Here is a 22,578-nt window from a genome sequence, read left to right on the forward strand (position 1 = left end):
GCGCCAGTTGCGCGCGGTGCCCGGCACTTTCAGCGTGCGCGGGATGAGCCCGGCAAATACCGATTTGCCCAGCCCGTCAGGCGCGCTGAGGTAGAGCACATCGCCCTTGATCTCGAAGCGTTCGGGGCCGGTGCACTTTTCGGCCAGCCGCGCCACCTCGTCGGCGGTCGGCTCGCGCTCCAGCACATAAGCGTGCAGCTTCGTGTGGTCCGCGGCAACTTCCGGATAGGGATTTTCGCTCACCAACCGCTCGAACCATGAGAGATCGCGCACCATGATGCGCGAATAAAAACCCCATTTCTTCTCGAAGGCTGCTTCGATCTGTTTCGTCAGCGTCGCCGCGTCGCCCTTGTCAGCCCGGAACACGGCATTGCCGCTCTGCACATAGGTGGCGACATCGGAAAAGCCGAGATCCTCGAAGAACGACCGCAACTCCGCCATCTTGACGATGCGGTTGCCGCCGACATTGACGCCGGAAAACAGCGCGACAAAGATTTTTCCGGCACCGCTCATATGATGAACCCGGCCAATGTCTCGTTGTCGGTGATGTCCTGATACTGGACGCCCTCGGCCTCGAAATTCGCCTTGAGCAGATCGAAATTGCGGCGGTCCTTGGTTTCGATGCCGATCAGCACCGAACCGAAATTGCGCGCCGATTTCTTCAGATATTCGAAACGGGCGATGTCGTCGTCAGGCCCGAGCATTTCGAGGAAGTCGCGCAGCGCGCCCGGCCGCTGCGGAAAGCGGATGATAAAGTATTTCTTCAGCCCCTCGAAGCGCAGCGCCCGCTCCTTGACGTCCGGCAGTCGCTCGAAATCGAAATTGCCGCCCGAAACCACGGCGACGATGGTCTTGCCCCTGATCTCCTTCCTGGAGAAATCCTTGAGCGCATCGATCGCCAGCGCGCCGGCCGGCTCCAGCACGACGCCTTCGACGTTGAGCATCTCGATCATGGTGGCGCAGAGCCGGTTTTCCGGGATCAGCCGCACCGTGTCGGCCGGAAAATCCTTGAGATGCCGCAACGGCTCGCGGCCGATCTCTGCCACCGCCGCGCCATCGACGAAATTGTCGACCTTGGCGAGTTTGAGCCGTTTTCCCGCAGCGAGGCTCTCGCGCAGGCTCGGCGCGCCGGCCGGCTCGCAGAAGACGAAGCGTGCTTCCCGGCCCTGATCGGCGAAATAGTGGGTGACGCCGGCGGCAAGCCCGCCACCGCCCACCGGCAGCATGATGATATCGGGCATGCGGGCGCCCGGCATCTGGTCTGATATCTCATAGGCGACGGTCGCCTGCCCCTCGATGATGTCCTTGTGGTCGAAGGGCGGCACCATATGGGCGCCGGAGCTTTCGGTGAATTCGAAGGCGGCGCGATAGCAGTCGTCGAAAAAGTCGCCGACCAGTCTGATCTCGACGAAATCACCGCCGAACAACCTGGTCTTGTCGATCTTCTGCTGCGGCGTCGTCACCGGCATGAACACCACACCCTTCTTGCCGAAATGGCGGCAGACGAAAGCAAAGCCTTGCGCATGGTTGCCGGCGGAAGCACACACGAACAGTTCGGCCTCGTTGCCGGCCGCCAGCGTCTTGCGGAAGAAGTTGAAGGCGCCGCGGATCTTGTAGGAGCGCACCGGCGACAGGTCCTCGCGCTTGAGTAGAACCCGCGCGCCGGTCTTTTTCGACAGATAGTCGTTTTCCTGCAGCGGCGTTTCCGGGAAGATCTGGCGGATCGCGGTGGCGGCGGCAGCGACACGGGAAGAGAAACTGTTCATCGCAAAACCACCTCGCGCCGCATGTCGTCTGCGGACCTCTATCATGTTCGGCCGCGCACCGGCTGTTTGTGGCGCGCCCGGCATTCGCGCAGCCGGCTCAGCCTATTGCATATCCGTCCTCGCGACGCCATTGTCCGGCCATTCATGCTCTCCCGTAACGGGCATTCGTAAAACCCTTGCAAACACTTGGAGGCGTTTGTTCATGCCCGCCGCATCGAGCGGCCTGAAATTCATGTCCTTGCCGGAATCGGCGAGCTGACGGTGATGCCGCTCATTGCGCCACCACGCAGGCGTTTCTTCCGCCATTTTGGCTTTCGCGCAACAGTGCGATGGCTGTAACCGGGCGGAGATCACATTTCGACTGGACACGACTTAGTTCTGCCGCACTCTCCCTGTCCGGGAGGTGTCGCGGGGGGTAGACAGGCCTTTCGGCCGGAGTTGGAATTTCAGGCGTGCCTTTGAAGAAGATCTTTACCGTTGTCCTAGCCTTGTTCGTCGCCGGCTGCGCCGACCAGCAAACACAAGAACTGCTGGGTAGCGCCATGGTGTCCGCTCCGGTGACGGAGATCGCGGGCAATCACAGCATCTTCATCGCCACGACGCGCAAGAAGTCCGACGATCCCAACAAGGTTTTCGACGGCGAGCGCTCGGCCACGCTGAACTACGCCCGCGTCAACGTCACCGTTCCGGGGCTCCACAAGACCGGCCAGATCGAGCGGCGCTCGCGCGGCAAGTCGGACGACCCGGCGAAATATTTCATGGCTTCCGAGGTCGTCGGCTACGATACACAGCCGAAATTCTCCAGCGCGCTCAACGCCGACATCGCGGCGCGTGGCGGCCGCGTCATGGTCTTCGTGCATGGCTACAACACCGGCTTCGACGCCGCCGTCTATCGCCTGACCCAGATCGTCCATGATTCCGGCTATCCCGGCACGCCTGTGCTGTTTTCCTGGGCATCGGGCGCCAGGACCACCGATTATGTCTATGACAAGGAAAGCGCCAGTGCTGCCCGCGATCAGCTGGAAGTGACGCTCAGGATGCTGGAGCAGTCGGGCGCACGGCGCATCGACATCGTCGCGCATTCGCTCGGAACCTGGGTCACCATGGAAACGCTGCGCCAGATGGCCATCACCGGCGACCGCGATCTCGGCGGCAAGCTCGGCGACGTGGTGCTGGCCTCGCCCGACATCGATGTCGACGTGTTCAAGAGCCAGATGCGGCGCTATGGCAAGCCCGACAAGCCGTTCATCCTGCTGTTGTCCGACGACGATCGGGCGCTCAGGCTCTCCGGCCTGATCGCCGGTTCGCGGCCGCGCGTCGGCGACTACAAGGATGCCGCCGATCTTGCCTCCTACGGCGTGACGGTCGTCGACCTCTCCCAGGTCAAGGGAAGCGACAGCTTCAACCATACGAAATTCGCCGACAATCCGACGCTGGTGAAGATGATCGGCCAGCGGTTGCGCGAGGATGACGGCTTTGCCAGCGACCGTGACGTGACGGATCGCATCGGCCTGCTCGGGCAATAGATGCGGTCCCGCGGTTTTCGCCGTGCCTGTTCACCATCGCGGACGTATGGACTCACTTTGAACTGGACCGCACCGGCCTCTGGCTTTATCGGAATAGCCAATGACGTCATGCGTTTGACGTCCCCCTTTGCGGGAGCCGGCGTGTGACCGTGCGTTCGAAGAGTTACCTCGTCGTTGCGTTCGCGCTCGCTGTCACCGGCTGCGCCGGCCAGAACACGCATGACCTGCTCAACAGGACAACGGTCGCGGTGCCCGCTTCCGACATCGCGGCCACGCATGAGATCTTCGTCGCCACGACACGCCAGAGGGCAACCAAGGATCCGCGACAGGTGTATGATGGCGATCGCTCGCTGACCACAAGCTTTGCCCGTGTCGACGTTACCGTTCCGAAAAGCCATCAGGTCGGCGCCATCGAGCGGGCCAAGGGATCCGCAAACAGCAATCCGGCCAAAGACTTCACCGCCAAGGACGTCACCTTCTACGAAGGCGCGCCGCAATTCGCCAAGGCGGTCGGCGCCGACATCGCCATGCGCGGCGACCGTGCGCTGGTTTTCGTGCACGGCTTCAACAATGGCTTCGATGACGGCATCTACCGGCTGACGCAGATCGCCCACGACACCAAGTATCCCGGTACGCCGGTGCTGTTCTCATGGGCTTCGAGCGGCAAGACCACGGGTTACATCTACGACAAGGAAAGCGCCAACGCGGCGCGCGACGACCTCGAAGCGACACTCAGGATGCTCGCCAAGACACGGGTCAAGAGCATCGACATCATCGCCCATTCGATGGGAACCTGGGTGACGATGGAGGCGCTGCGCCAGCTCGCCATCACCGGCGATCGCGATCTCGGCGGCAAGCTTGGCTATGTCATCCTGGCCTCGCCCGATATCGATGTCGACGTCTTCAAGAAGCAGATGATCCGTTACGGCAAGCCCGACAAGCCGTTCGCCATCCTGCTCTCGGCGGATGACCGGGCTCTCAAGCTCTCCTCCCTGATCTCGGGTGACAAGCCGCGCGTCGGCGACTATGGCAACGCGGCCGACCTCGCCAGCTATGGCGTGTCGGTGGTCGATCTTTCCCAGGCCAAGGGCGGCGACCGTCTCAACCACGCCAAATTCGCCGACAACCCGATGTTGGTGCAACTGCTCGGCGACCGGCTGCGGGCACCGGCGGGCCTCGCCTCGGACGAACCCGACCCGACACAGCTCAACAATCTCGGCCAAGGCCTCGGCAAGGCCGTCGGCTCGGTCGCCGAGATCGTGATCACCACGCCGTTCAAGGTGTTGACCATCGCCACTGGCGGATGAGCAAGCGGACGACATTGACCCTAGGATTGTTGAGATTCGGGTCAGGCCGAGCCGAAAGTGGTGGTTTTCGAGAACCGGAGCGGAGCGTACTTAAGTACGTGAGCACCGGAAGCGCAAAAAATCGCTACTTGCAGGCCGGCATGGCCTGAATATCAACAATCCTAGACGAACAGGTCGACTTTCTGGAACGTCGTCACGTCGATCAGGCCGACATCGGAAATCCTGAGTTCAGGAATGACGACCAGCGCCAGCAGCGAGTGCTGCATGTAGGCGTTGTTCAGCGAACAGCCCATCTTGCGCATCGCCTCGGTGAGTTTCTCGGCCTTGGCCGCGACGATTTCGGCCCGCTCGTCCGACATCAGGCCGGCGATCGGCATTTCGACCAGCGCCAGTTCCTTGCCCTTGGAGAACAGCACGACGCCGCCACCGACCTCGCCCAGCCGGTTCACCGCCAGCGCCATGTCCTGCTTGTTGGTGCCGACGCAGATGATGTGGTGGGCATCATGCGCAACGCTGGACGCCAAGGCGCAGTCGCCCATGTAGCCGAAGCCGGAGACGAAGGCATTGGTGACGCCGCCCGTGCCCCGGTGGCGCTCGACCAGCGCGATCTGGCAGATGTCGTTGCGGCGATCCATGGCGACCAGTCCGTCCTCGACCGGCAGATCGGCCTCCAGTGCCCGCGTCGGCGCCTGATTCTCGATGACGCCGATGACGCGCACCCGCACCTCGTTGGCGCCCTTGGGGGCGACGATGTCGAAGTCGCCAGCCTTGAGCTTTTTGCCGAGCTTGACGGTGTTCTTCGCCGTCCGGGGGTAATCATAGGCCGGAATGTCGATTTCGAGCTTGCCGCCCTTGGCCAGCCTGACGCCGCGTGCATAGACCTCGTCGATGGTCATTGCGGCGAGATCCGAGACGATCAGCAGGTCGGCCAGCCGCCCCGGCGCAATCGAACCGATCTCGCGCTCCAGTTTGAAATGCTGCGCGGTGTTGAGCGTCGCCATCTGGATCGCCGTCACCGGCTTCAACCCCTGTTGGATGGCGTGGCGCACCACGCGGTCCATATGGCCTTCCTGGACCAGCGTGCCGGAATGGCTGTCGTCGGTGCACAGGATGAAGTTGCGCGGATCGATGCCGCTCTCCGTCACCGCCTTGATCTGCGAGGCGACGTCATACCAGGCCGAGCCCAGCCGCAGCATCGCCTTCATGCCCTGGCGCACACGGGCAATGGCATCCTCGGCGCGTGTGCCCTCATGATCGTCCTCGGGGCCGCCGGCGACATAGCCATGGAACGGCAGGCCGAGATCGCGCGAGGCATAGTGGCCACCGACCGTTTTCCCCGCTTTCACGGTAGCTGCGATCTCGCCCGACATGACAGGATCATTGGCGGCGACGCCGGGGAAATTCATCACTTCACCCAGTCCGATGATGTTTTCCCAGGTCATCGCCTCGGCGACATCGGCGACCGTCAGCTCGGCGCCGGCATGTTCCAGCCCCGGCGCAGAAGGCACGCAGGACGGCATCTGCACATGCACGTTGATGGGCATGGCGACGGCCTCGTCATGCATCAGCCGCACGCCGGGCAGACCCAGCACATTGGCAATCTCGTGCGGGTCGATGAACATGGAGGTGGTGCCATGCGGAATGACGGCGCGGCAGAATTCGGTCACCGTCACCATGCCGCTTTCGACATGCATGTGCGCGTCGCAGAGGCCGGGCACCAGATAGCGCCCGCCGGCGTCGACCACCTTGGTGCCCTGGCCGATGGCATGGCTAGCGTTCGGCCCGCAATAGGCGAAGCGCCCACCGGCAATGGCGATGTCGGTGCCGGCGATGATCTCGCCCGAATGAACATTCACCCAGCGGCCGTTGCGCACGACCAGGTCAGCGGGCTTCCGCCCCATGGCGACGTCGACCAGATGTGTCGCCATCTCGGTCCATGGTCTGGGTTTTGCGGGCCTTGCGGGCTTGGCTTTCGTCATCGGCGATTCCTCGGTTGCGGCCAGTGTCGCAAATGTAGGCGGGCGCCGCCAGAGCTGTCGGTCCGCATCGGAGGCAGGCCGAGCTTGTTGACTATTCCGACTGAAAGGCGATGCTGACCGCGGACCGAGCCATTTGAGGGAAAAACATGACCCGTTTTTGGAAAGCGTTCGCCATCGTCATCTTGTTCGCAGCGTCGAGCACTTTTGCCGCCGCCGAGGAACGTTGGCAGACCTTGCCGGAGCCGGCGGCCATGCCCAAACCCGATCAGAGCGGATATGCGCCGGTGAACGGCATCCAGATGTACTACGCCGTTTTCGGCGCGGGCGACCCGGTGCTGCTCATCCATGGCGGCCTCGGACACGCCGACATCTGGGCCAGCCAGGTGGCCACGCTTTCCAAGACACACAAGGTGATCGTCGCCGACAGCCGTGGTCATGGCCGCTCCACCCGCACCGAGCAGCCTTACGGCTACGACTTGATGGCGTCGGACTATGTGGCGCTGCTCGACTATCTGAAGATCGACAAGACCGCGCTTGTCGGCTGGAGCGATGGCGGCATTATCGGTATCGACATCGCGCTGCATCGTCCGGAGCGGCTGACAAGGCTCTTTGCGCAAGCCGCCAACGTAACCACCGATGGCCTCGATCCTGGCGTGATGACCAACAAGACCTTTGCCGCCTACATCGACCGCTCCGGCCGCGACTACAAGAAGATGTCTAAGACACCGGACCAGTATGACGCCTTCGTGGCGCAGATGAGCCATATGTGGGAGAGCGAGCCGGCGTGGACCAAGGACCAGCTCGCCAAGATAACCACGCCGACGGCGATCGTCGCCGGCGACCATGACGAGGCGATCAAGCGCGAACACACCGAATACATCGCCTCCGTCATCCCGGGCGCGAGGCTGATCATCCTGCCCAACGCCAGCCATTTCGCCATGCTGCAAGCGCCGGACGAATATAGCCAGGCGGCGCTGGACTTCATCGACGCCAAATAGGGATCCTGCGCGGCAACGGGGGATTGCGATTGTTGAACAATGGGATTCCGTTTTGCGGCGAATGTGGTTATCCTCGACGCAAGGATCTTTCTGAATCGTCATTTCGGGGAGTTCGATGCATCGCCTGATGGTCGCAAGTGCCGGTTTCCTTGCCGCTCTGGCCGTGCCGGCTTTCGCAGCCGACCCGGCGGTCGACGTGCCGATGACCGCGCCCGGCTTCGACTGGACAGGTTACTATGCCGGCCTGCAGGCCGGCTATGGCTGGGGCCAATCCGAAATATCAGGGACAGAAGGCGAGCCGTTTTCAATCTCGCCCGACATTGACGGCGGTTTCGTCGGCGGCCATGTCGCTGGCCTGTGGCAGTTCGACCAGGCGGTGCTAGGCGCCGAAGCGGACCTCAATTATTCCTCGGTCAACGGCACGGCCGAACTGGGCCCGGGGAACAATTTCGGAACCGACGTCAAGTGGTTCGGGTCGGTCAATGCCAAGGCCGGCTACGCGGTGGATCGCGTGCTGGTCTACGGCATTGGCGGCATTGCTTTCGCCGGCATCGAAACCTCGCAAGCCGCCGGGACGGCGTTCGACGGCTCACGCACGAGCGTCGGCTGGACCGTCGGGGCGGGCGTCGATTACGCGCTGACCGACAAGTTCGTCGTCGGCGCGCAGTATCGCTACTATGATTTCGGCTCCGAGCACTATGACGTGCCGGATGCCTTTGTGGACCGGGATCAGAACGTGAAGCTGAACACGGTCGGCATCAATTTGAGCTACAAATTCTGAACCAGCAGCCCGTTGTTGTGACGCTGGAGGCCGGGACGGACTTCGGGTGGGAATTGGGGCGGCCGACGCTCCCAGTGGGCGGGGGGAATGGGTTGGGCCTGAGAGGCGCCGGCCTTGGCGGATCAAATCCACCACACAAGCATCCTACCAGTACCCGCGGCGCCGATAATTCCGTGATCGCGCCAGTATCACCAAGCCGCCCGGTCTGTTTGCACGTTCGGCCAAGGCCCCAAGAACACGACTTGACGGCCTGTGTCTGGCGTCTGAAAAGGACTGGCCTGCGGACGTGGCGGAATTGGTAGACGCAAGGGACTTAAAATCCCTCGATCTCTGATCGTACGGGTTCGATTCCCGTCGTCCGCACCACTGCTGTGATTTGCGGGCCTATCGGCTTTGAAGCCGCATTGCTCAAAAATCAAAAATCATCGGCAAACGGGCCGAAACCGAGGGACACGCGCCGGACGGCTGCGCGCCTCGTAACAAACGGCCCGGCACGCTCGCAGTCGGGGGGACGTTGGGGTCGTGCCGGGCCGTTGCGGGTCGGCTTGGTTTGGGATCTTGCCCCGCACTGACCAGCGTATATGTATATTAGCCATAGCTCAATTAAGACTGAAGTCCTGCCGGCCTCAGAGCAATTCCAGGAAAAGTCTGAAACGGTTTTCCCGGGAAAAGCGCATGGCGCTTCCCCTTGGGAATTGCGTCAAAACAAAGAGATAGAGCGGTTCGCCGTTTCCGTGAAACGGTGAACTGCTCTAGCGGCCCAAGGGCTGCCTGGAAAGCGAAACCAGCTCCAGCTCGTCGGTCACGCCGGCCATGTAGTTTGCGATGATTCGAGACGCGAGCGCGCTACGCGCTTCAGTCGATTGGTTGTTGAGCTTAAGTTGCTCAAAAACGCGCCCCAACAAGGCCAGTTCGGATGGATCAAAAATCCCGGCTTCCGTTGCTTTTCTCCGAATAGGCACGCGACCTCCCAACTCAGTATATTTGAATGCCAAGGCGCTCACGCCTTCGCCACCTCACCACAGCTCGATAGCTGGCGTCATCTTCAGGCACTTGCAGGACGAAACGGTCGGGAATTGTGACGCCGGGGTCCACCCGCAATTCCGCACCATGAGCGTGTTGATTTCTAACGGAGCAACTGATCTTCGCATCGTCCGTGATGATCGTCGCATCCTTCAGGACAATCCCACGAGCGTGAGAGCGTCGCTCCATCGGCGGATCAATGGGGGTCATGGTGCTCTTCTTCCCGTAAATCCAGCAATGAACGGTTGATGAACTTCAAACGCATGCCTGACTCGCAAAACCACGATTCAATTAGCTAGCACTAAAATGGTTCCCAAAACGCAAAGCCGGCAGCCCGCCTCGTCTGTTCTGTCCTCGAGAAGCGCCCTCGCGGCCGTCCATGGCCTGCTTTGATGACGCCCGTGTCCCTAGCGCTCCGATGCCGGCAAGGCGCCGGATAGCCGCCGAGGGTCAAACGGCGATCGGATAGAGCTTTAGGTGCTGGATCAGGATGATGGTCTTGGCATCGATGATGCGGCCGTCGGCGATGCCGGCCAGCGCCTCGTCGAGCGGCATTTCCAGCACCTCGATGTCCTCGCCCTCTTCCGGCGCGCCGCCGCCGGCCGAGATGCGGTCGGCGGGCGAATAGCGGGCGATGAAGAACCAGAGCCGTTCGGTGACGCTGCCCGGGCTCATATAGGGCGAAAACAGCCGCTCCACATTCTGCAGCCGGTAGCCGAGCTCTTCCTCCGCCTCCTTGCGGATGCAGGTTTCCGGATCGTTTTCGTCGAGCAGCCCGGCGCAGGCCTCGATCAGCGGCTCGCGGTGGCCGGTGACGTAGGCGGGATAGCGGAACTGGCGCACCAGAAGCACGGTCGAACGCGAGGGATCGTAAGGCAGGATCACTGCGCCGTCGCCGCGATCATAGGTCTGGCGCACCTGCGTCTCCCACTCGCCGTCACGCCGGCGGTAGTCGAGGACGGTCTTCTTCAGGACGGCCCAGTCGTCGGAGAGGATCTCTTCCGAACGGATGCGAATGCGATCTTCCATCATGGTCTCCATGCTACCCGGCCGAGGCGTAGCCGCGAACCGGCGTTTCGGCAATGCCGTCAGTGATTGGTCCAGAAGCCGTTTCACCGCCTCGTGTCTGGCGAAGGCTCAATCGGTTGCCTAAATAGCTGCTAACCCTCCCCGGAGCCTCTTTCATGACAGCATCGCTTTTCCAGCCGATCACCCTCGACGGCCTCGCCTTCCCCAACCGCATAGCGGTCGCGCCGATGTGCCAATATTCGGCCGAAGACGGCTCGGCCAGCGACTGGCACCTCTATCACTGGATGAACCTCGCCATGTCCGGCGCCGGCATGGTCACGGTCGAGATGACCGATGTCGAGCGGCGCGGGCGCATCACGCATGGCTGCCTCGGCCTCTATTCCGAAGACAATGAAGCCGCCGCCCGCCGGACGCTGGATGCGGCAAGACGCGTCGCCGCACCCGGCACCAAGTTCGGCTCCCAGCTTGCCCATGCCGGACGCAAGGCCTCGAACCGCAAGCCGTGGGAGGGCGGCGGGCCGCTGCAGCCAAACGAGGATCCCTGGCAGACCGTGTCGGCCTCGGCCATCGCCTACGACACCGGCTGGAACGTGCCGCACGCGCTGGAGGACGAGGAGATCCTGCAGCTCATCGAACGCTTCGCCGAGGCGGCAAGGCGTGCCGAACGCGCCGGCTTCGACTTCCTCGAACTGCATGCAGCGCACGGCTATCTGATCTTCCAGTTCCTGTCGCCCTTGTCCAACCAGCGCACGGACCGCTGGGGCGGCTCGCTGGAAAACCGCATGCGTTTGGTCGTCGAGATCGCCAAGGCGGTGCGGAAGGCAACGCCAAGGCTGATGCTCGGCGCGCGGCTGTCGGTGAAGGATTGGGTCGATGGCGGCTTCGACGTCGAGGACGCGATCGAAGTGGCGAAAGCACTGAAGGATTTGGGTGTCGCCTATCTCTGCTGCTCGAGCGGCGGCAATTCACCGCTGCAGAAATTGCCCACTGGTCCCGGTTACCAGGTGCATCTGGCGGAAGCCGTGCGCAAGGGTGCCGGCATTCCGACCCGCGCGGTCGGCCTGATCGACGACCCCAAGCAGGCCGAAGCGATCCTCACTGAGGGCCGCGCCGACATGGTGGCGCTGGCGCGCGCCTTCCTGGCAGATCCGCGCTGGGGGTGGCGTGCTGCAGCGACGTTCAGCGAAACAATCCAGCCGGCGCCACAGCTTGCCCGTTCGGTGACCACGATGCAGCACTGGATGAAGGCGGCGGGCTGATCGGCGCGTTCTCCGGATACCGGCGCAGTGCTGCCTCTTAGCCCTGGACAGTTTGCCACGGCTTCGCTTCAATTCTACTCGCAACCTGTTACGTTGGGTGAGGCTGCGGCGGGCGCGGCCGGGCTTGGGAGGAAACCATGTCGTTCAGGGCATTCTTGCCGGTTGCAGCGCTGACCGTTGTGGCCGGACTTTGGATCGGCACATCGACGCCGGCCGGCGCACAATATTGCGAGGGCACGGTGCACGGCCTGTCCGGCCGCTACAATCTGGCGACCGGCAGCGGCTTTCTTGCCGTGCGGACACGGCCGAACTCGTCGTCGCGGATGATCGGCCAGCTATTCAATGGCGATCATACCGAGATCTTCGACCGGCGCGGCAACTGGTATCAGGTCGAAATCGGCGGCCGGACCGGCTGGGCAAACGCACGCTGGCTGCGCAACGATTGCGGCTACTGAGACATCAGTGCATGTCACCCAAAAGTGGATCCGGTTTTGGGATAACGACATGCATCAAACAAAGACCTAAGGCGCGTCGCAAACGCGACGCGACTTTTGGGCGCAGGCTGAAGGCCATGGTTGCAACCAAATTGGCTGCTTTGCGTTGCGGCCATGATGGACAACAAACCTTTTGAAGTGCCGGTCGTCGTCGAACTTGGCCACGTCGGCAAATATCGCCACATCCGCAGCGCCCAAGAGGCGGCGGAGTGCCTGATGACCGTGTGGCCGCTCAATCGCGGCCCGCGCCATCGTGATGCCCTCGACACTTGCCTCAAAGTACTGGAAGGTTATCGTTCGACTGCAGATGCGCGCCGGGCACTGATTGAAGCCGCCAAGGAATCGGAAGTGCTGGTGCCCGACGACAGACTGCCCGACGACCGGCTGCATTGAGCAGACGGACCTTTCAACTGGAGGTTTTCATGGCGAAGCTGACTTACAAGATCGTCGAGCATGACGGCGGCTGGGCCTACAAGGTCGGAGCGACCTTCTCGGAGACGTTTCCCACCCATCAGGACGCCTTGCGCGCCGCCGAAATCGCCTCGGCCGAGCAGCAGGTCGCCGGAGCCACGGACGGCATCCAGTATGAGGACGCCGACGGCAAATGGCATGAGGAACTGGCCGACGGCCGGGACCGGCCGCAGACAGAGATTTCCGACTGACCCTTCGTCAGGGAGCCGACCGCGGAGAGAAGGGCGTCTCGCGGCAGCAGAAGCCTGCGGCTGACTATTTGCCGCAGTACTGGTCGTTGACGTTCCCCTGAGCATTCGCATCAGGACCGGCGGTGTTGGAGGCGCAGGGTCCGACAGCACCGGTGCTGCCGAGGGTGTTCAGCCTGGAGCTGCCGCCATTGATGCTACCGGTTGTGGTAGTATCCACAGACGATGAATCCTCATTGCCGAAAAGCCAGTTGTGGTGGAGCCAGTCTTGATGATTGTTGTCCGACGACTGTGCCATCGCCGATGTGGCGAGACCGATCGTCAGAACGGATGCTGCGAGAAGTTTCCTGTACATTGAATTACTCCATGTCTTGGCCGCCTTGGGTGCGACACGGGTAAAACCCGCCAATGAGCCGAATGGTTCATTGAAATTGTTGTGAAACCGGGTTGATGTCGGATCGGAAAGCACGGGCCGCAATGCGTTTGATGAACGCAATGACCCGTTCCGGCTCGTTGAATTGCGGCATGTGTCCGAGGCTATCGACAGATTCGAACTCAAGCCTTTCGATCTTGTTCTGCATGGGCTCGCCGTGGGTACGGATATCGATAACGCGGTCGGCCGTTCCGAAAAGAATGCCGCACGGCATGGCGATCTCGCCATAACGCTGCTCGATGCGGCCGAGATCTTGTTCGACTGCCACGACATCGGAGGACGTGGCGTAGAAATGAGCTGGCCTCAGCCCCAGCCATCCACCTCCGTCGACCATGTAGTCGGCAGGAAAGGCCTGCGGTGCGAAGATGAATTCCATTGTCGGCCGCGCATATCTGAGGCTCGTCGGTATCGCCAGGGTATAGCTCATGATCCGGCGCCACAGGCGTGACGGGATATAGAGCGAGCCCAATTTTTCGCGCGCACCGGCTTCCATGTGGGTCAATGGCGACAACAAGGCGATGCCGGAAATCACCTCGGGGTGCTCTACGGCAAGGGTCAGCGCGATGGCGCCGCCGAGGGAATGACCGACCACCAGCGGCCTTTCCAGCTCCAGGGTTTCGATGAAGCGTCGCACGATCCCGGCCTGTTCGGGCAGGCGACCGGTGGCGCCGCCGGCGCGCACCGAATAGCCCGCACCTGGCCGGTCGAGCGCGATCAGCCGGTAGCCCGGACCGAACCGGCCGAACAGAGTGTGGCGGAAATGGTGGAGCTGGGCGCCAAGCCCATGCACGAAGACGATCGGCCGCCCCTCACCCTGATCGACATAGTGGATGCGGTTGCCGTCGATCTCGATGAATTTTCCGACCGGCGGCACCAGCCTTTCGGCCTTGGCCGCAATCCACAGCGTCGCCAGCACCAGACTGGCGATCCCCAGGACTGACAGAAACACCAGAACGACCAGCAGCCAGGACAGAATCGACAGGAGCATTGTTCACCCGGACCAGAGCCTGGTTGAGCTTAGCCGCATCCGGTGCCGCTGCAACCTTGCATCGGGTGGCCCGAGGACCGCCAGTCGATAGTCGATTTCTCACGCGGCAGCCTGTCGGGCATTCCATGGATATCTCGGCATATGGCACGGACTATTTCACCGCTCGGCCGGCATTGCGGCCGCTGCCGCGCCGCGCTATCTCAGGCGACCCGTCTTGCCGGAGCTTCCCATGCCTGAAATCGTGACCGCCGCCATGCTCGTCATCGGCGATGAGATTCTGTCCGGTCGCACAAAGGACAAGAACATCGGCCATCTCGCCGACATCATGACGGCGATCGGCATCGACCTGAAGGAAGTGCGCGTCGTCCCGGACGAGGAAGACGAGATCGTTGCCGCGGTGAACGCCGTGCGCGTCCGCTACACCTATGTGTTCACCACCGGCGGCATTGGCCCGACGCATGACGACATCACGGCCGATTCCATTTCCAAGGCTTTTGGCGTGCCTTGCGAATACGATGCCAAGGCCTATGCGATGCTGGAAGCAAGCTATGCCGCGCGCGGCATCGAATACACCGAGGCCCGCAAGCGCATGGCGCGGATGCCGCGCGGCGCCGATCTCATCGACAATCCGGTGTCGGTTGCGCCCGGCTTCCGCATCGGCAACGTCCATGTCATGGCCGGTGTGCCGTCGATTTTCCAGGCCATGCTCGACAATGTCGTGCCGACGCTGAAGGCCGGCACGAAAATGCTGTCGACAACCGTGCCCTGCCCGTTCGGCGAAGGCCTCATCGGCGGGCCACTGGGCGACATCCAGAAAGCGCATCCGGACACGATCATCGGCTCCTACCCGAAATATGGCGACGGCAAGTTCTGGACCGAACTGGTCGTGCGCGCCCGCAGCCAGGAGGCGCTTGACGCCGCCCGCGCCGATGTCGAGGCGATGGTCGCCGGGTTCGCCAACAATCCCGGTTGATCCGGTCCGGACCGGAACCAAGCACGGCGCTGCAACGTTTCCTCGGCACGAGTTCGGTAGCTCGTAGATTGAGGGATCATCATGCGATTCAAAACCATCGTCGCTATTCTGCAGAACGAGCAGGACGCGGAGCGGGTGCTCGACTGTGCCATTCCGCTCGCCACCCGGTTCCAGAGCCATCTGATCGGCATCCACGCCGAAACGCTTCCTGTGCCCTACACCTCTGCCACAGGCTTTCCCGACACCGAGTTCCTGCAGGTTTCGGCCGACATGAACCGGGAGCGGGCCGAGAAGCTGCAGGCCGTGTTTCTCAGGCATATCGAGAATTCCGGTCTTTCCTTCGAGTGGCGAAGCCTGGAGAGTTTTTCGGGCGACAGTGCGCTGACCGGGATTTCGAGCGTGCGGGCCGCCGACCTCATCATAGCGGCGCAGCGCGAAACGGGCGGTGACCCGAGCGCGGATGTCGACACGCTGGTCTATGACGCCGGCCGACCGGTGCTGGTGGTGCCGCATGCGGGTCCGCTGATCACCACCTTCAAACACGTGCTGCTCGCCTGGAACGGCAGCAAGGAAGCGGCGCGCGCCGCTTTCGACGCACTGCCCTTCATCATCGAAGCCGAGAAGACCGACATATTGATCATCGACCCCCCTGAAACGCTCGACGACAGCCCGGAAGCCGCCGGCGCCGAAATCGCGTCCGCGCTATCGCGCCACGGCGCCACCGTCAGCGTCTCGGTGCAGCATTCGGGTGGCAATTCGATCGATGACATCATCCAGACCAGGATCGCGGAGACCGGCGCCGATCTGCTGGTGCTCGGCGCCTACAGCCACTCATGGCTGCGCCAGCTTCTGTTCGGCGGCGTGACGCGCACGGTACTGCGCACGTCGCCGGTGGCAGCCTTCCTGTCGCGTTAGGATGCATGTCGTTCAACAGTGGCCCGGTCGAGACAACGACATGCGGCGAACCGCGGCGCAAGGCGCGTCGTCTGAATCCGTTTCGACGCGACGCGCCTTGCGTCCACAGCGATCGCTCGAGGCTGCCCTTGCCAAGGCCCTGCTCTTGCCAATGCCTAGGCTTTCCGGCTAATTCCGCGCGCATCCTTCAAATGTCCTCACGCGATCCCCGCGTGCTGTGGAGTGCGCGACATGTCCCTTCCCGAAAAAGCCTTTCCGGTCTCCTGGGACCAGTTCCATCGTGACGCCCGCGCGCTCGCCTGGCGGCTGGCCGGCGCCAACAAGGGGCAGTGGAAAGCGATCGTCTGCATCACGCGAGGCGGGCTGGTCCCGGCGGCGATCATCTCGCGCGAACTCGGCATCCGCGTCATCGAAACCGTCTGCGTCGCCTCCTATCACGACTATACCAGCCAGGGGCAGTTGCAGGTCCTCAAGGAGATCACCCCTGCCCTGCTGGCCGAAGACGGCGCCGGCGTGCTGATCATCGACGACCTCACCGACACCGGCAAGACGGCGGGCATCGTGCGCGCTATGATGCCCAAGGCGCATTTCGCCACCGTCTACGCCAAGCCGAAAGGCCGGCCGCTGGTCGATACTTTCGTCACCGAAGTCAGCCAGGACACCTGGATCTATTTCCCGTGGGACATGGGCTTCACCTACCAGAAGCCGATCGCCGACGACCACGCCGGCTGATTCGCAACGAACCGCTTTTTTCCAGATAAGCCGGCACTGACGACGATATTTGCTTTCGCGGATGTATCCGCGGGGCAGGATATCCTGTGAAATCGACCTTTGTTGGCGCAAATCAGCAACCTGATCAAAGTTTTTACTTTTATTGCTCATAATTCGCCGTAAGATTCGTGAGACGGCAAACGATTCTGGAGGCTGGGGCTAGCTTCTCCGATGTTGACGAGGCCAACGACGCACAATCATCTGGTCGAAAGGGTCCGACGGCTCTTTGGCACGGCGCCGTGCCGCCTGCAGGTTGCCGCCTTGCCCTGGCGCGATACCGGGAACGGTGTCGAGGTCATGCTGATCACCAGCCGCGATACCGGCCGCTGGGTGTTGCCCAAGGGTTGGCCCGAGGCCAGGGAGCCACTCTGCGAGGCCGCGGCGCGCGAGGCCGGCGAGGAAGCCGGGCTGCGCGGCACTGTCTCCCATCTCGAAGCCGGCCGTTACTTCTACGCCAAGGTACTGGATTCCGGCGAAGAAGTGCCGTGCGAGGTCCTGGTGTTCCCGCTGCACGTCGACAAGATCGCCGACCGCTGGAAGGAAAAACACTCCCGCACCCGCAAATGGGTCAGTTCAGGCGAAGCGGTGCGCATGATCAACGAACCCGATCTTTGCCAGATCATCGCCTATTTCTGCGCCGACCCGCACAGCTTCCCCTGACGGGCCGCCACACCGCGCTCTTTGCAAACGGGCCTGGTTTGCAAAAGCAGGACACACATTGCCGCGCATCGGCGTGAATGCTTTGCTAAGGAATCGGAGATACGATTCGGCAGTTCTGGTATTTTCATCGATGGCGAACCCTGCAAATCCGATTCCGAACGAGTCCGACGAGCCCCGGCGCGAGCATCGTCCGCGTGTGCTCAAGGGCGGTTCGATCATCACCGGGATTTCGAATTCGGAAGTCGGTTGCACGCTGCGCAATCAGCACGAAGGCGGCGCCGAACTGAAGATACCGCTCGAAGCCCGGGTTCCCGATCGCTTCCTTCTCTATGTGCCGCTCGACGGCATTGCCTATCGGTGCGAGGTCCGCTGGCGGCGCAATGACCGTATTGGGGTGCAGTTCACCAGCACCGAGCCAAAACCCCGGCTGCATTACGGCTGATCCTGCCGGGACCTCGAAGATGGCGTGAGACCATCTCCCGCTTCGAAAATCGAAGCCCAGGAAGCCCCACGGCCCTCCAGTCCCTTCAAGCTGCCAGGACCGTTGCCGCATACGCGTTGCCTGCCGGCGGCAAATAGTGATCGCCGCACCGCTTTCTATCCCCGTTATCCACATATGTGACACACAAGATGTTGGGGTCACAAAAGCTACGCAAACGAATCCTTGACGGCGCAAAACGAGTCGCCTTTTATAGGCCATGCGCTCCTGTTGAGAGTGCGACCGGAAAGTTCTGAGCCCGGTCTTTTTCCCGGATTATGTGCGTTTTTGCTCGCATTTCCGCCTGTTTACGAGGCCGGCGGAAGCGTTGGGATTGTGGGGCGGTTGGGGACGATAGGGACAATTGTCGGACTGGAATAAATTGTCTGTTAATACTATATTTAGTGTTTGCAGGTAGGTTCGACGCTAGATAGTGTGAATTTCCCTCGAACGAGGGAATCGGAAAAAATCAGTTTTGAGGGACCCGCGGGGTTCGTCGGCGCGTTGGACAGGCACTTCGCAAGGAGTTTGACCAGCAGGGCCGGCGGAGACTGCAAAATGGAGAGCCGGCCGTTTTCGAACGCCGGCAGACGGCGGACATGCGCGTTTCGCATTGGGGGCAGAAATCCCTGGGGAAAAGCGCTATATATAGACAAAAGGGACCGGACCAATGCGCATCGAGCGTCGTTTCACCAAGCCAGGACAATCTGCCTATGCGGAGATCGAATTCCGCAAGGCGCTTTCGGAGATCAAGAATCCGGATGGTTCGGTGGTGTTCCGCTTGGACAATATCGACGTGCCGGCGCAGTTCTCCCAGGTTGCCGCCGACATCCTGGCGCAGAAGTATTTCCGCAAGGCCGGTGTCCCCGCGCGCCTGAAGAAGATCGAAGAGAACGACGTCCCCTCCTTCCTGTGGCGCTCCGTCGCCGACGAGGCCGAACTGGCCAAGCTGCCGGAAGCCGAGCGCTACGGCTCCGAGATCGACGCCCGCCAGGTCTTCGACCGGCTGGCCGGCACCTGGACCTATTGGGGCTGGAAGGGCGGCTACTTCAAGGCGTCTGAGGAAGACGCGCGCGCCTTCCGCGACGAGCTTGCCTATATGCTGGCCACCCAGCGCGTGGCGCCGAACTCGCCGCAATGGTTCAACACCGGCCTGCATTGGGCTTATGGCATCGATGGTCCGAGCCAGGGCCACTTCTATGTCGACCCCTTCACCGGCAAGCTGACCAAGTCGAAGTCCTCCTACGAGCATCCGCAGCCGCATGCCTGCTTCATCCAGGGCGTGCAGGACGACCTCGTCAACGAGGGCGGCATCATGGACCTGTGGGTGCGTGAAGCGCGCCTGTTCAAATACGGCTCCGGCACCGGCTCCAACTTCTCGCTGCTGCGCGGCGAAGGCGAAAAGCTGTCGGGCGGCGGCCGCTCGTCCGGCCTGATGAGCTTCCTCAAGATCGGCGACCGCGCGGCGGGCGCCATCAAGTCGGGCGGCACGACGCGCCGCGCCGCCAAAATGGTCATTGTCGACGCCGACCACCCCGATATCGAGGAATTCATCGACTGGAAGGTCAATGAAGAGCAGAAGGTCGCCTCGCTGGTGACCGGTTCGAAGATCGTCAAGAAGCATCTCGAAGCGATCATGAAGGCCTGCGTCAACTGCGAAGGCAATGGCGACGACTGCTTCGACCCGGCCATCAACACCGCGCTGAAGCGCGAGATCAAGGCGGCCAAGAAGTCCGCCGTGCCGGAGAACTACATCTACCGCGTCATCCAGTTCGCCAAGCAGGGCTATTCGTCGATGTCGTTCAAGACCTACGACACCGACTGGGATTCGGATGCCTATCTCACGGTTTCGGGCCAGAACTCCAACAATTCGGTGTCGCTGAAGGACAATTTCCTGCGCGCAGTCGAGGACGATGCCGACTGGCACCTGACCGCCCGCAAGGACGGCAAGGTGCTGAAGACGCTGAAGGCTCGCGACCTCTGGGAAAAGATCGGTTACGCCGCCTGGGCTTCGGCCGATCCGGGCCTGCACTTCAACACGACGATGAACGACTGGCACACCTGCGCTTCCGCTGGTGCGATCCGGGCGTCCAACCCGTGCTCGGAATACATGTTCCTCGACGACACGGCCTGCAACCTCGCCTCGATCAATCTGCTGCCCTACCGCAACGCCGACGGCAGCATCGACATCGCTGCCTACGAGCACACAGTGCGGCTGTGGACCATCGTTCTCGAAATCTCGGTCATGATGGCGCAGTTCCCGTCGAAGGAGATCGCCAAGCAGTCCTACGAATACCGCACGCTCGGCCTCGGCTATGCCAATATTGGCGGCCTGCTGATGACGTCTGGCATTCCCTATGACTCCGACGAAGGCCGCGCGATCTGCGCCGCCCTCACCGCTGTTATGACCGGTGTCGCCTACGCGACTTCGGCCGAGATGGCTTCAGAGCTCGGCGCCTTCGCCGACTACGACCGTAACGCACAGAACATGCTGCGCGTCATGCGCAACCATCGCCGTGCCGCCTATGGCGAGAAGCAGGGCTATGAGAAGCTCGCCGTCAACCCGGTGCCGCTGGTCGCTTCCGACCTGAAGCAGCAGGACCTTGCCACCCACGCCAAGGCTGCCTGGGACCGCGCCATCGAGCTCGGCGAGGAGCACGGCTACCGCAATGCGCAGGCAACCGTGATCGCGCCGACCGGCACGATCGGCCTGGTCATGGATTGCGACACCACCGGCATCGAGCCCGACTTCGCGCTGGTGAAGTTCAAGAAGCTGGCCGGCGGCGGCTATTTCAAGATCATCAACCGCGCCGTGCCGGAAGCGCTGCGCACGCTCGGCTACTCCGAAGCCCAGATCGGCGAGATGGAGGCCTATGCGGTCGGCCACGGCAATCTCAACCAGGCGCCTGCGATCAATCCCGGCTCGCTCAAGGCGAAGGGTTTTACCGACGACAAGATCGAGGCGCTCAACGCAGCCTTGAAGTCGGCCTTCGACATCAAGTTCGTCTTCAACCAGTGGACGCTCGGCGCCGACTGGGTGAAGGAGACGTTCGGCTTCACCGACGAGCAGCTCAACGATTTCTCGTTCGAGATCCTGCCGGCGCTCGGCTTCTCCAGGAAGGACATCGAGGCCGCCAACATCCATGTCTGCGGTGCGATGACGCTGGAAGGCGCGCCCTTCCTCAAGGCCGAACACCTGGCCGTGTTCGACTGCGCCAGCCCGTGCGGCAAGATCGGCAAGCGTTCGCTGTCGATCAACAGCCACATCCAGATGATGGCGGCGGCGCAGCCCTTCATCTCCGGCGCCATTTCGAAGACCATCAACATGCCCAACGATGCGACGGTGGAAGATGCCAAGGGCGCCTACATGCTGTCGTGGAAGCTGGCGCTGAAGGCCAACGCGCTCTACCGCGACGGCTCGAAGCTGTCGCAGCCGCTCAATTCCTCGCTGCTCGCCGATGGCGAGGACGACGAGGACGACGCCCTCGAGCAGCTGATCGCGGCGCCTGCGGCAGCACGTGCGGCACAGATCACCGAGCGGATCGTTGAGCGCATCATCGAGCGCGTGTCGCGCGAGCAGGAAAAGCTGCCCGGCCGCCGCAAGGGCTACACGCAGAAGGCCAAGATCGGTGGCAACACCATCTTCCTGCGCACCGGCGAATATGACGATGGCCGTCTCGGCGAGATCTTCATCGACATGAACAAGGAAGGCGCGACGCTGCGTGGCCTTCTCAACAACTTCGCCATCGCCATCTCGCTTGGCCTGCAATATGGCGTGCCGCTCGACGAATATGTGCACGCCTTCACCTTCACCAAGTTCGAGCCGGCCGGCATGGTGCAGGGCAATGACGCCATCAAGAGCGCGACGTCGATCCTCGACTACGTGTTCCGCGAGCTGGCGATTTCCTATCTCGGCCGCAACGACCTCGCCCATGTCGACCAGTCGGACTTTTCCAACACCGCACTTGGCCGTGGCATCAGCGAAGGCAAGACGGATGCGGTCTCCAAGGGCCTGACCCGTGGCGCCTCGCCGGTGAAGCTGGTGTCGCGGGTGAGCGGCAATGATCCGAAAGGCTTTGCAGCACCCTCGGGCGCCCCTGGCCGCTCAGTGCCGACCGCCTTCTCCGGCTCCAACGTGCTGGCGTTGAAACCGGCCAGCGACGAAGCGGTCGCCTACAAGCGCGACTATGAGGAGCGGGCGAAGGATCTGGCCGAGGACATCGCCTTCGAGGAAGCGGCGGGTGCTGCTTCCGCGACGTCCGATGCCACGGCAGCGCTGTTCACCGACGCCGCGGCCGTTGAGGCGGCCGAAGCCAAGAAACTCGCCAACGATCGCCGCGCCAGGTCGCTGCTGCAGGGCTACACCGGCAATTCCTGCTCCGAGTGCCAGAACTTCACGATGGTGCGGAATGGGACTTGCGAGAAGTGCGACACGTGCGGCGCCACGAGCGGGTGCAGCTAAGAAATTCGAAACGCAAAAAACACGACATTATCGGCCCGGTCGCAAGATCGGGCCGAAATGCTTTGAGGGTCGCGATC

General features: G+C 62.3%; 23 protein-coding genes and 1 tRNA gene. 15 read left to right on the forward strand and 9 right to left on the reverse strand.

What is annotated here, in order from left to right:
• The 3 genes from FCU66_RS16480 to FCU66_RS16490 form a co-directional block, all read right to left on the reverse strand.
• Positions 1 to 513 (reverse strand): DUF1697 domain-containing protein (locus FCU66_RS16480; protein WP_136625422.1); only part of this gene is annotated, 513 nt, incomplete at its 3' end.
• Positions 510 to 1,766, reverse strand: coding sequence for a threonine ammonia-lyase IlvA (gene ilvA / locus FCU66_RS16485; RefSeq protein WP_136622416.1), 1,257 nt, complete (start codon positions 1,764 to 1,766; stop codon positions 510 to 512). The genes FCU66_RS16480 and ilvA, both read right to left, overlap by 4 nt.
• Positions 1,767 to 1,868: 102 nt before the next feature.
• Positions 1,869 to 2,072: a hypothetical protein gene (locus FCU66_RS16490; RefSeq protein ID WP_136622417.1), complete on the reverse strand. Its 204-nt coding sequence runs from the start codon at positions 2,070 to 2,072 to the stop codon at positions 1,869 to 1,871.
• 146 nt (positions 2,073 to 2,218) lie between these two features.
• Between FCU66_RS16490 and FCU66_RS16495 the strand changes: the two genes are divergently transcribed.
• Both FCU66_RS16495 and FCU66_RS16500 read left to right on the forward strand, forming a co-directional pair.
• A complete protein-coding gene (locus tag FCU66_RS16495) occupies positions 2,219 to 3,292 on the forward strand; it encodes an alpha/beta hydrolase (protein ID WP_136622418.1) in 1,074 nt (357 codons plus the stop codon).
• A 143-nt stretch (positions 3,293 to 3,435) separates the two neighbouring features.
• Positions 3,436 to 4,599 carry an alpha/beta hydrolase gene (locus FCU66_RS16500; RefSeq protein WP_136622419.1) on the forward strand — a complete coding sequence of 388 codons (1,164 nt, stop codon included), beginning with the start codon at positions 3,436 to 3,438 and terminating at the stop codon, positions 4,597 to 4,599.
• A gap of 161 nt (positions 4,600 to 4,760) precedes the next feature.
• Here the strand turns inward: FCU66_RS16500 and ade are convergent, their stop codons facing one another.
• Complete coding sequence (ade, locus tag FCU66_RS16505; protein ID WP_136622420.1) at positions 4,761 to 6,578, reverse strand: adenine deaminase; 1,818 nt, start codon at positions 6,576 to 6,578, stop codon at positions 4,761 to 4,763.
• A 146-nt stretch (positions 6,579 to 6,724) separates the two neighbouring features.
• Between ade and FCU66_RS16510 the strand changes: the two genes are divergently transcribed.
• From FCU66_RS16510 to FCU66_RS16520, 3 genes are all read left to right on the forward strand, one after another.
• Complete coding sequence (locus tag FCU66_RS16510) at positions 6,725 to 7,576, forward strand: alpha/beta fold hydrolase (protein ID WP_136622421.1); 852 nt, start codon at positions 6,725 to 6,727, stop codon at positions 7,574 to 7,576.
• Between the two features lie 115 nt (positions 7,577 to 7,691).
• Positions 7,692 to 8,357 (forward strand): outer membrane protein, encoded by a 666-nt coding sequence (locus FCU66_RS16515; protein ID WP_136622422.1) that lies wholly within the window; start codon positions 7,692 to 7,694, stop codon positions 8,355 to 8,357.
• 280 nt (positions 8,358 to 8,637) lie between these two features.
• Positions 8,638 to 8,723, forward strand: a tRNA-Leu gene (locus tag FCU66_RS16520).
• Between the two features lie 386 nt (positions 8,724 to 9,109).
• Here the strand turns inward: FCU66_RS16520 and FCU66_RS16525 are convergent.
• The 3 genes from FCU66_RS16525 to FCU66_RS16535 all read right to left on the reverse strand — a co-directional run bounded on the left by FCU66_RS16525 (position 9,110) and on the right by FCU66_RS16535 (position 10,409).
• The gene (locus tag FCU66_RS16525) at positions 9,110 to 9,319 is read right to left on the reverse strand and encodes a hypothetical protein (protein WP_136617415.1); all 210 of its coding nucleotides are present in this window, start codon (positions 9,317 to 9,319) and stop codon (positions 9,110 to 9,112) included.
• Positions 9,320 to 9,332: 13 nt separating this feature from the next.
• Positions 9,333 to 9,590, reverse strand: a complete 258-nt coding sequence (locus FCU66_RS41940; protein ID WP_136617411.1) for a PilZ domain-containing protein — start codon at positions 9,588 to 9,590, stop codon at positions 9,333 to 9,335.
• A gap of 240 nt (positions 9,591 to 9,830) precedes the next feature.
• Complete coding sequence (locus tag FCU66_RS16535) at positions 9,831 to 10,409, reverse strand: NUDIX domain-containing protein (RefSeq protein ID WP_136617410.1); 579 nt, start codon at positions 10,407 to 10,409, stop codon at positions 9,831 to 9,833.
• A 155-nt stretch (positions 10,410 to 10,564) separates the two neighbouring features.
• Between FCU66_RS16535 and FCU66_RS16540 the strand changes: the two genes are divergently transcribed.
• The 4 genes from FCU66_RS16540 (at position 10,565) to FCU66_RS16555 (ending at position 12,824) form a co-directional block, all read left to right on the forward strand.
• Positions 10,565 to 11,668, forward strand: a complete 1,104-nt coding sequence (locus tag FCU66_RS16540) for an NADH:flavin oxidoreductase/NADH oxidase (protein ID WP_136617409.1) — start codon at positions 10,565 to 10,567, stop codon at positions 11,666 to 11,668.
• Positions 11,669 to 11,805: 137 nt separating this feature from the next.
• A complete protein-coding gene (locus FCU66_RS16545; protein WP_109671740.1) occupies positions 11,806 to 12,123 on the forward strand; it encodes an SH3 domain-containing protein in 318 nt (105 codons plus the stop codon).
• Between the two features lie 153 nt (positions 12,124 to 12,276).
• Positions 12,277 to 12,555, forward strand: a complete 279-nt coding sequence (locus FCU66_RS16550) for a DUF982 domain-containing protein (protein WP_013532012.1) — start codon at positions 12,277 to 12,279, stop codon at positions 12,553 to 12,555.
• A gap of 29 nt (positions 12,556 to 12,584) precedes the next feature.
• Positions 12,585 to 12,824: a DUF2188 domain-containing protein gene (locus FCU66_RS16555; RefSeq protein WP_136617408.1), complete on the forward strand. Its 240-nt coding sequence runs from the start codon at positions 12,585 to 12,587 to the stop codon at positions 12,822 to 12,824.
• A gap of 64 nt (positions 12,825 to 12,888) precedes the next feature.
• Here FCU66_RS16555 and FCU66_RS16560 read toward each other — a convergent pair whose 3' ends face one another.
• Both FCU66_RS16560 and FCU66_RS16565 read right to left on the reverse strand, forming a co-directional pair.
• Positions 12,889 to 13,176: a hypothetical protein gene (locus FCU66_RS16560; RefSeq protein ID WP_136617407.1), complete on the reverse strand. Its 288-nt coding sequence runs from the start codon at positions 13,174 to 13,176 to the stop codon at positions 12,889 to 12,891.
• Positions 13,177 to 13,243: 67 nt separating this feature from the next.
• Positions 13,244 to 14,242 carry an alpha/beta fold hydrolase gene (locus FCU66_RS16565; RefSeq protein ID WP_136617406.1) on the reverse strand — a complete coding sequence of 333 codons (999 nt, stop codon included), beginning with the start codon at positions 14,240 to 14,242 and terminating at the stop codon, positions 13,244 to 13,246.
• 229 nt (positions 14,243 to 14,471) lie between these two features.
• Between FCU66_RS16565 and FCU66_RS16570 the strand changes: the two genes are divergently transcribed.
• From FCU66_RS16570 to FCU66_RS16595, 6 genes are all read left to right on the forward strand, one after another.
• Complete coding sequence (locus tag FCU66_RS16570; RefSeq protein ID WP_136617405.1) at positions 14,472 to 15,215, forward strand: competence/damage-inducible protein A; 744 nt, start codon at positions 14,472 to 14,474, stop codon at positions 15,213 to 15,215.
• 81 nt (positions 15,216 to 15,296) lie between these two features.
• Positions 15,297 to 16,130 carry a universal stress protein gene (locus FCU66_RS16575; RefSeq protein ID WP_136617404.1) on the forward strand — a complete coding sequence of 278 codons (834 nt, stop codon included), beginning with the start codon at positions 15,297 to 15,299 and terminating at the stop codon, positions 16,128 to 16,130.
• Between the two features lie 231 nt (positions 16,131 to 16,361).
• On the forward strand, positions 16,362 to 16,862 hold the full coding sequence (gene gpt / locus FCU66_RS16580) for a xanthine phosphoribosyltransferase (RefSeq protein WP_057145797.1): 501 nt from the start codon (positions 16,362 to 16,364) through the stop codon (positions 16,860 to 16,862).
• 210 nt (positions 16,863 to 17,072) lie between these two features.
• Positions 17,073 to 17,561: an NUDIX hydrolase gene (locus FCU66_RS16585; protein WP_136617403.1), complete on the forward strand. Its 489-nt coding sequence runs from the start codon at positions 17,073 to 17,075 to the stop codon at positions 17,559 to 17,561.
• 130 nt (positions 17,562 to 17,691) lie between these two features.
• The gene (locus FCU66_RS16590) at positions 17,692 to 18,003 is read left to right on the forward strand and encodes a PilZ domain-containing protein (RefSeq protein ID WP_136617414.1); all 312 of its coding nucleotides are present in this window, start codon (positions 17,692 to 17,694) and stop codon (positions 18,001 to 18,003) included.
• Positions 18,004 to 18,709: 706 nt separating this feature from the next.
• Positions 18,710 to 22,501, forward strand: a complete 3,792-nt coding sequence (locus FCU66_RS16595) for a vitamin B12-dependent ribonucleotide reductase (RefSeq protein ID WP_136617402.1) — start codon at positions 18,710 to 18,712, stop codon at positions 22,499 to 22,501.
• The last annotated feature ends 77 nt before the right edge of the window (positions 22,502 to 22,578 follow it).

The sequence above is a fragment of the Mesorhizobium norvegicum genome, assembly GCF_004919685.1.
GTDB lineage: Bacteria > Pseudomonadota > Alphaproteobacteria > Rhizobiales > Rhizobiaceae > Mesorhizobium > Mesorhizobium norvegicum.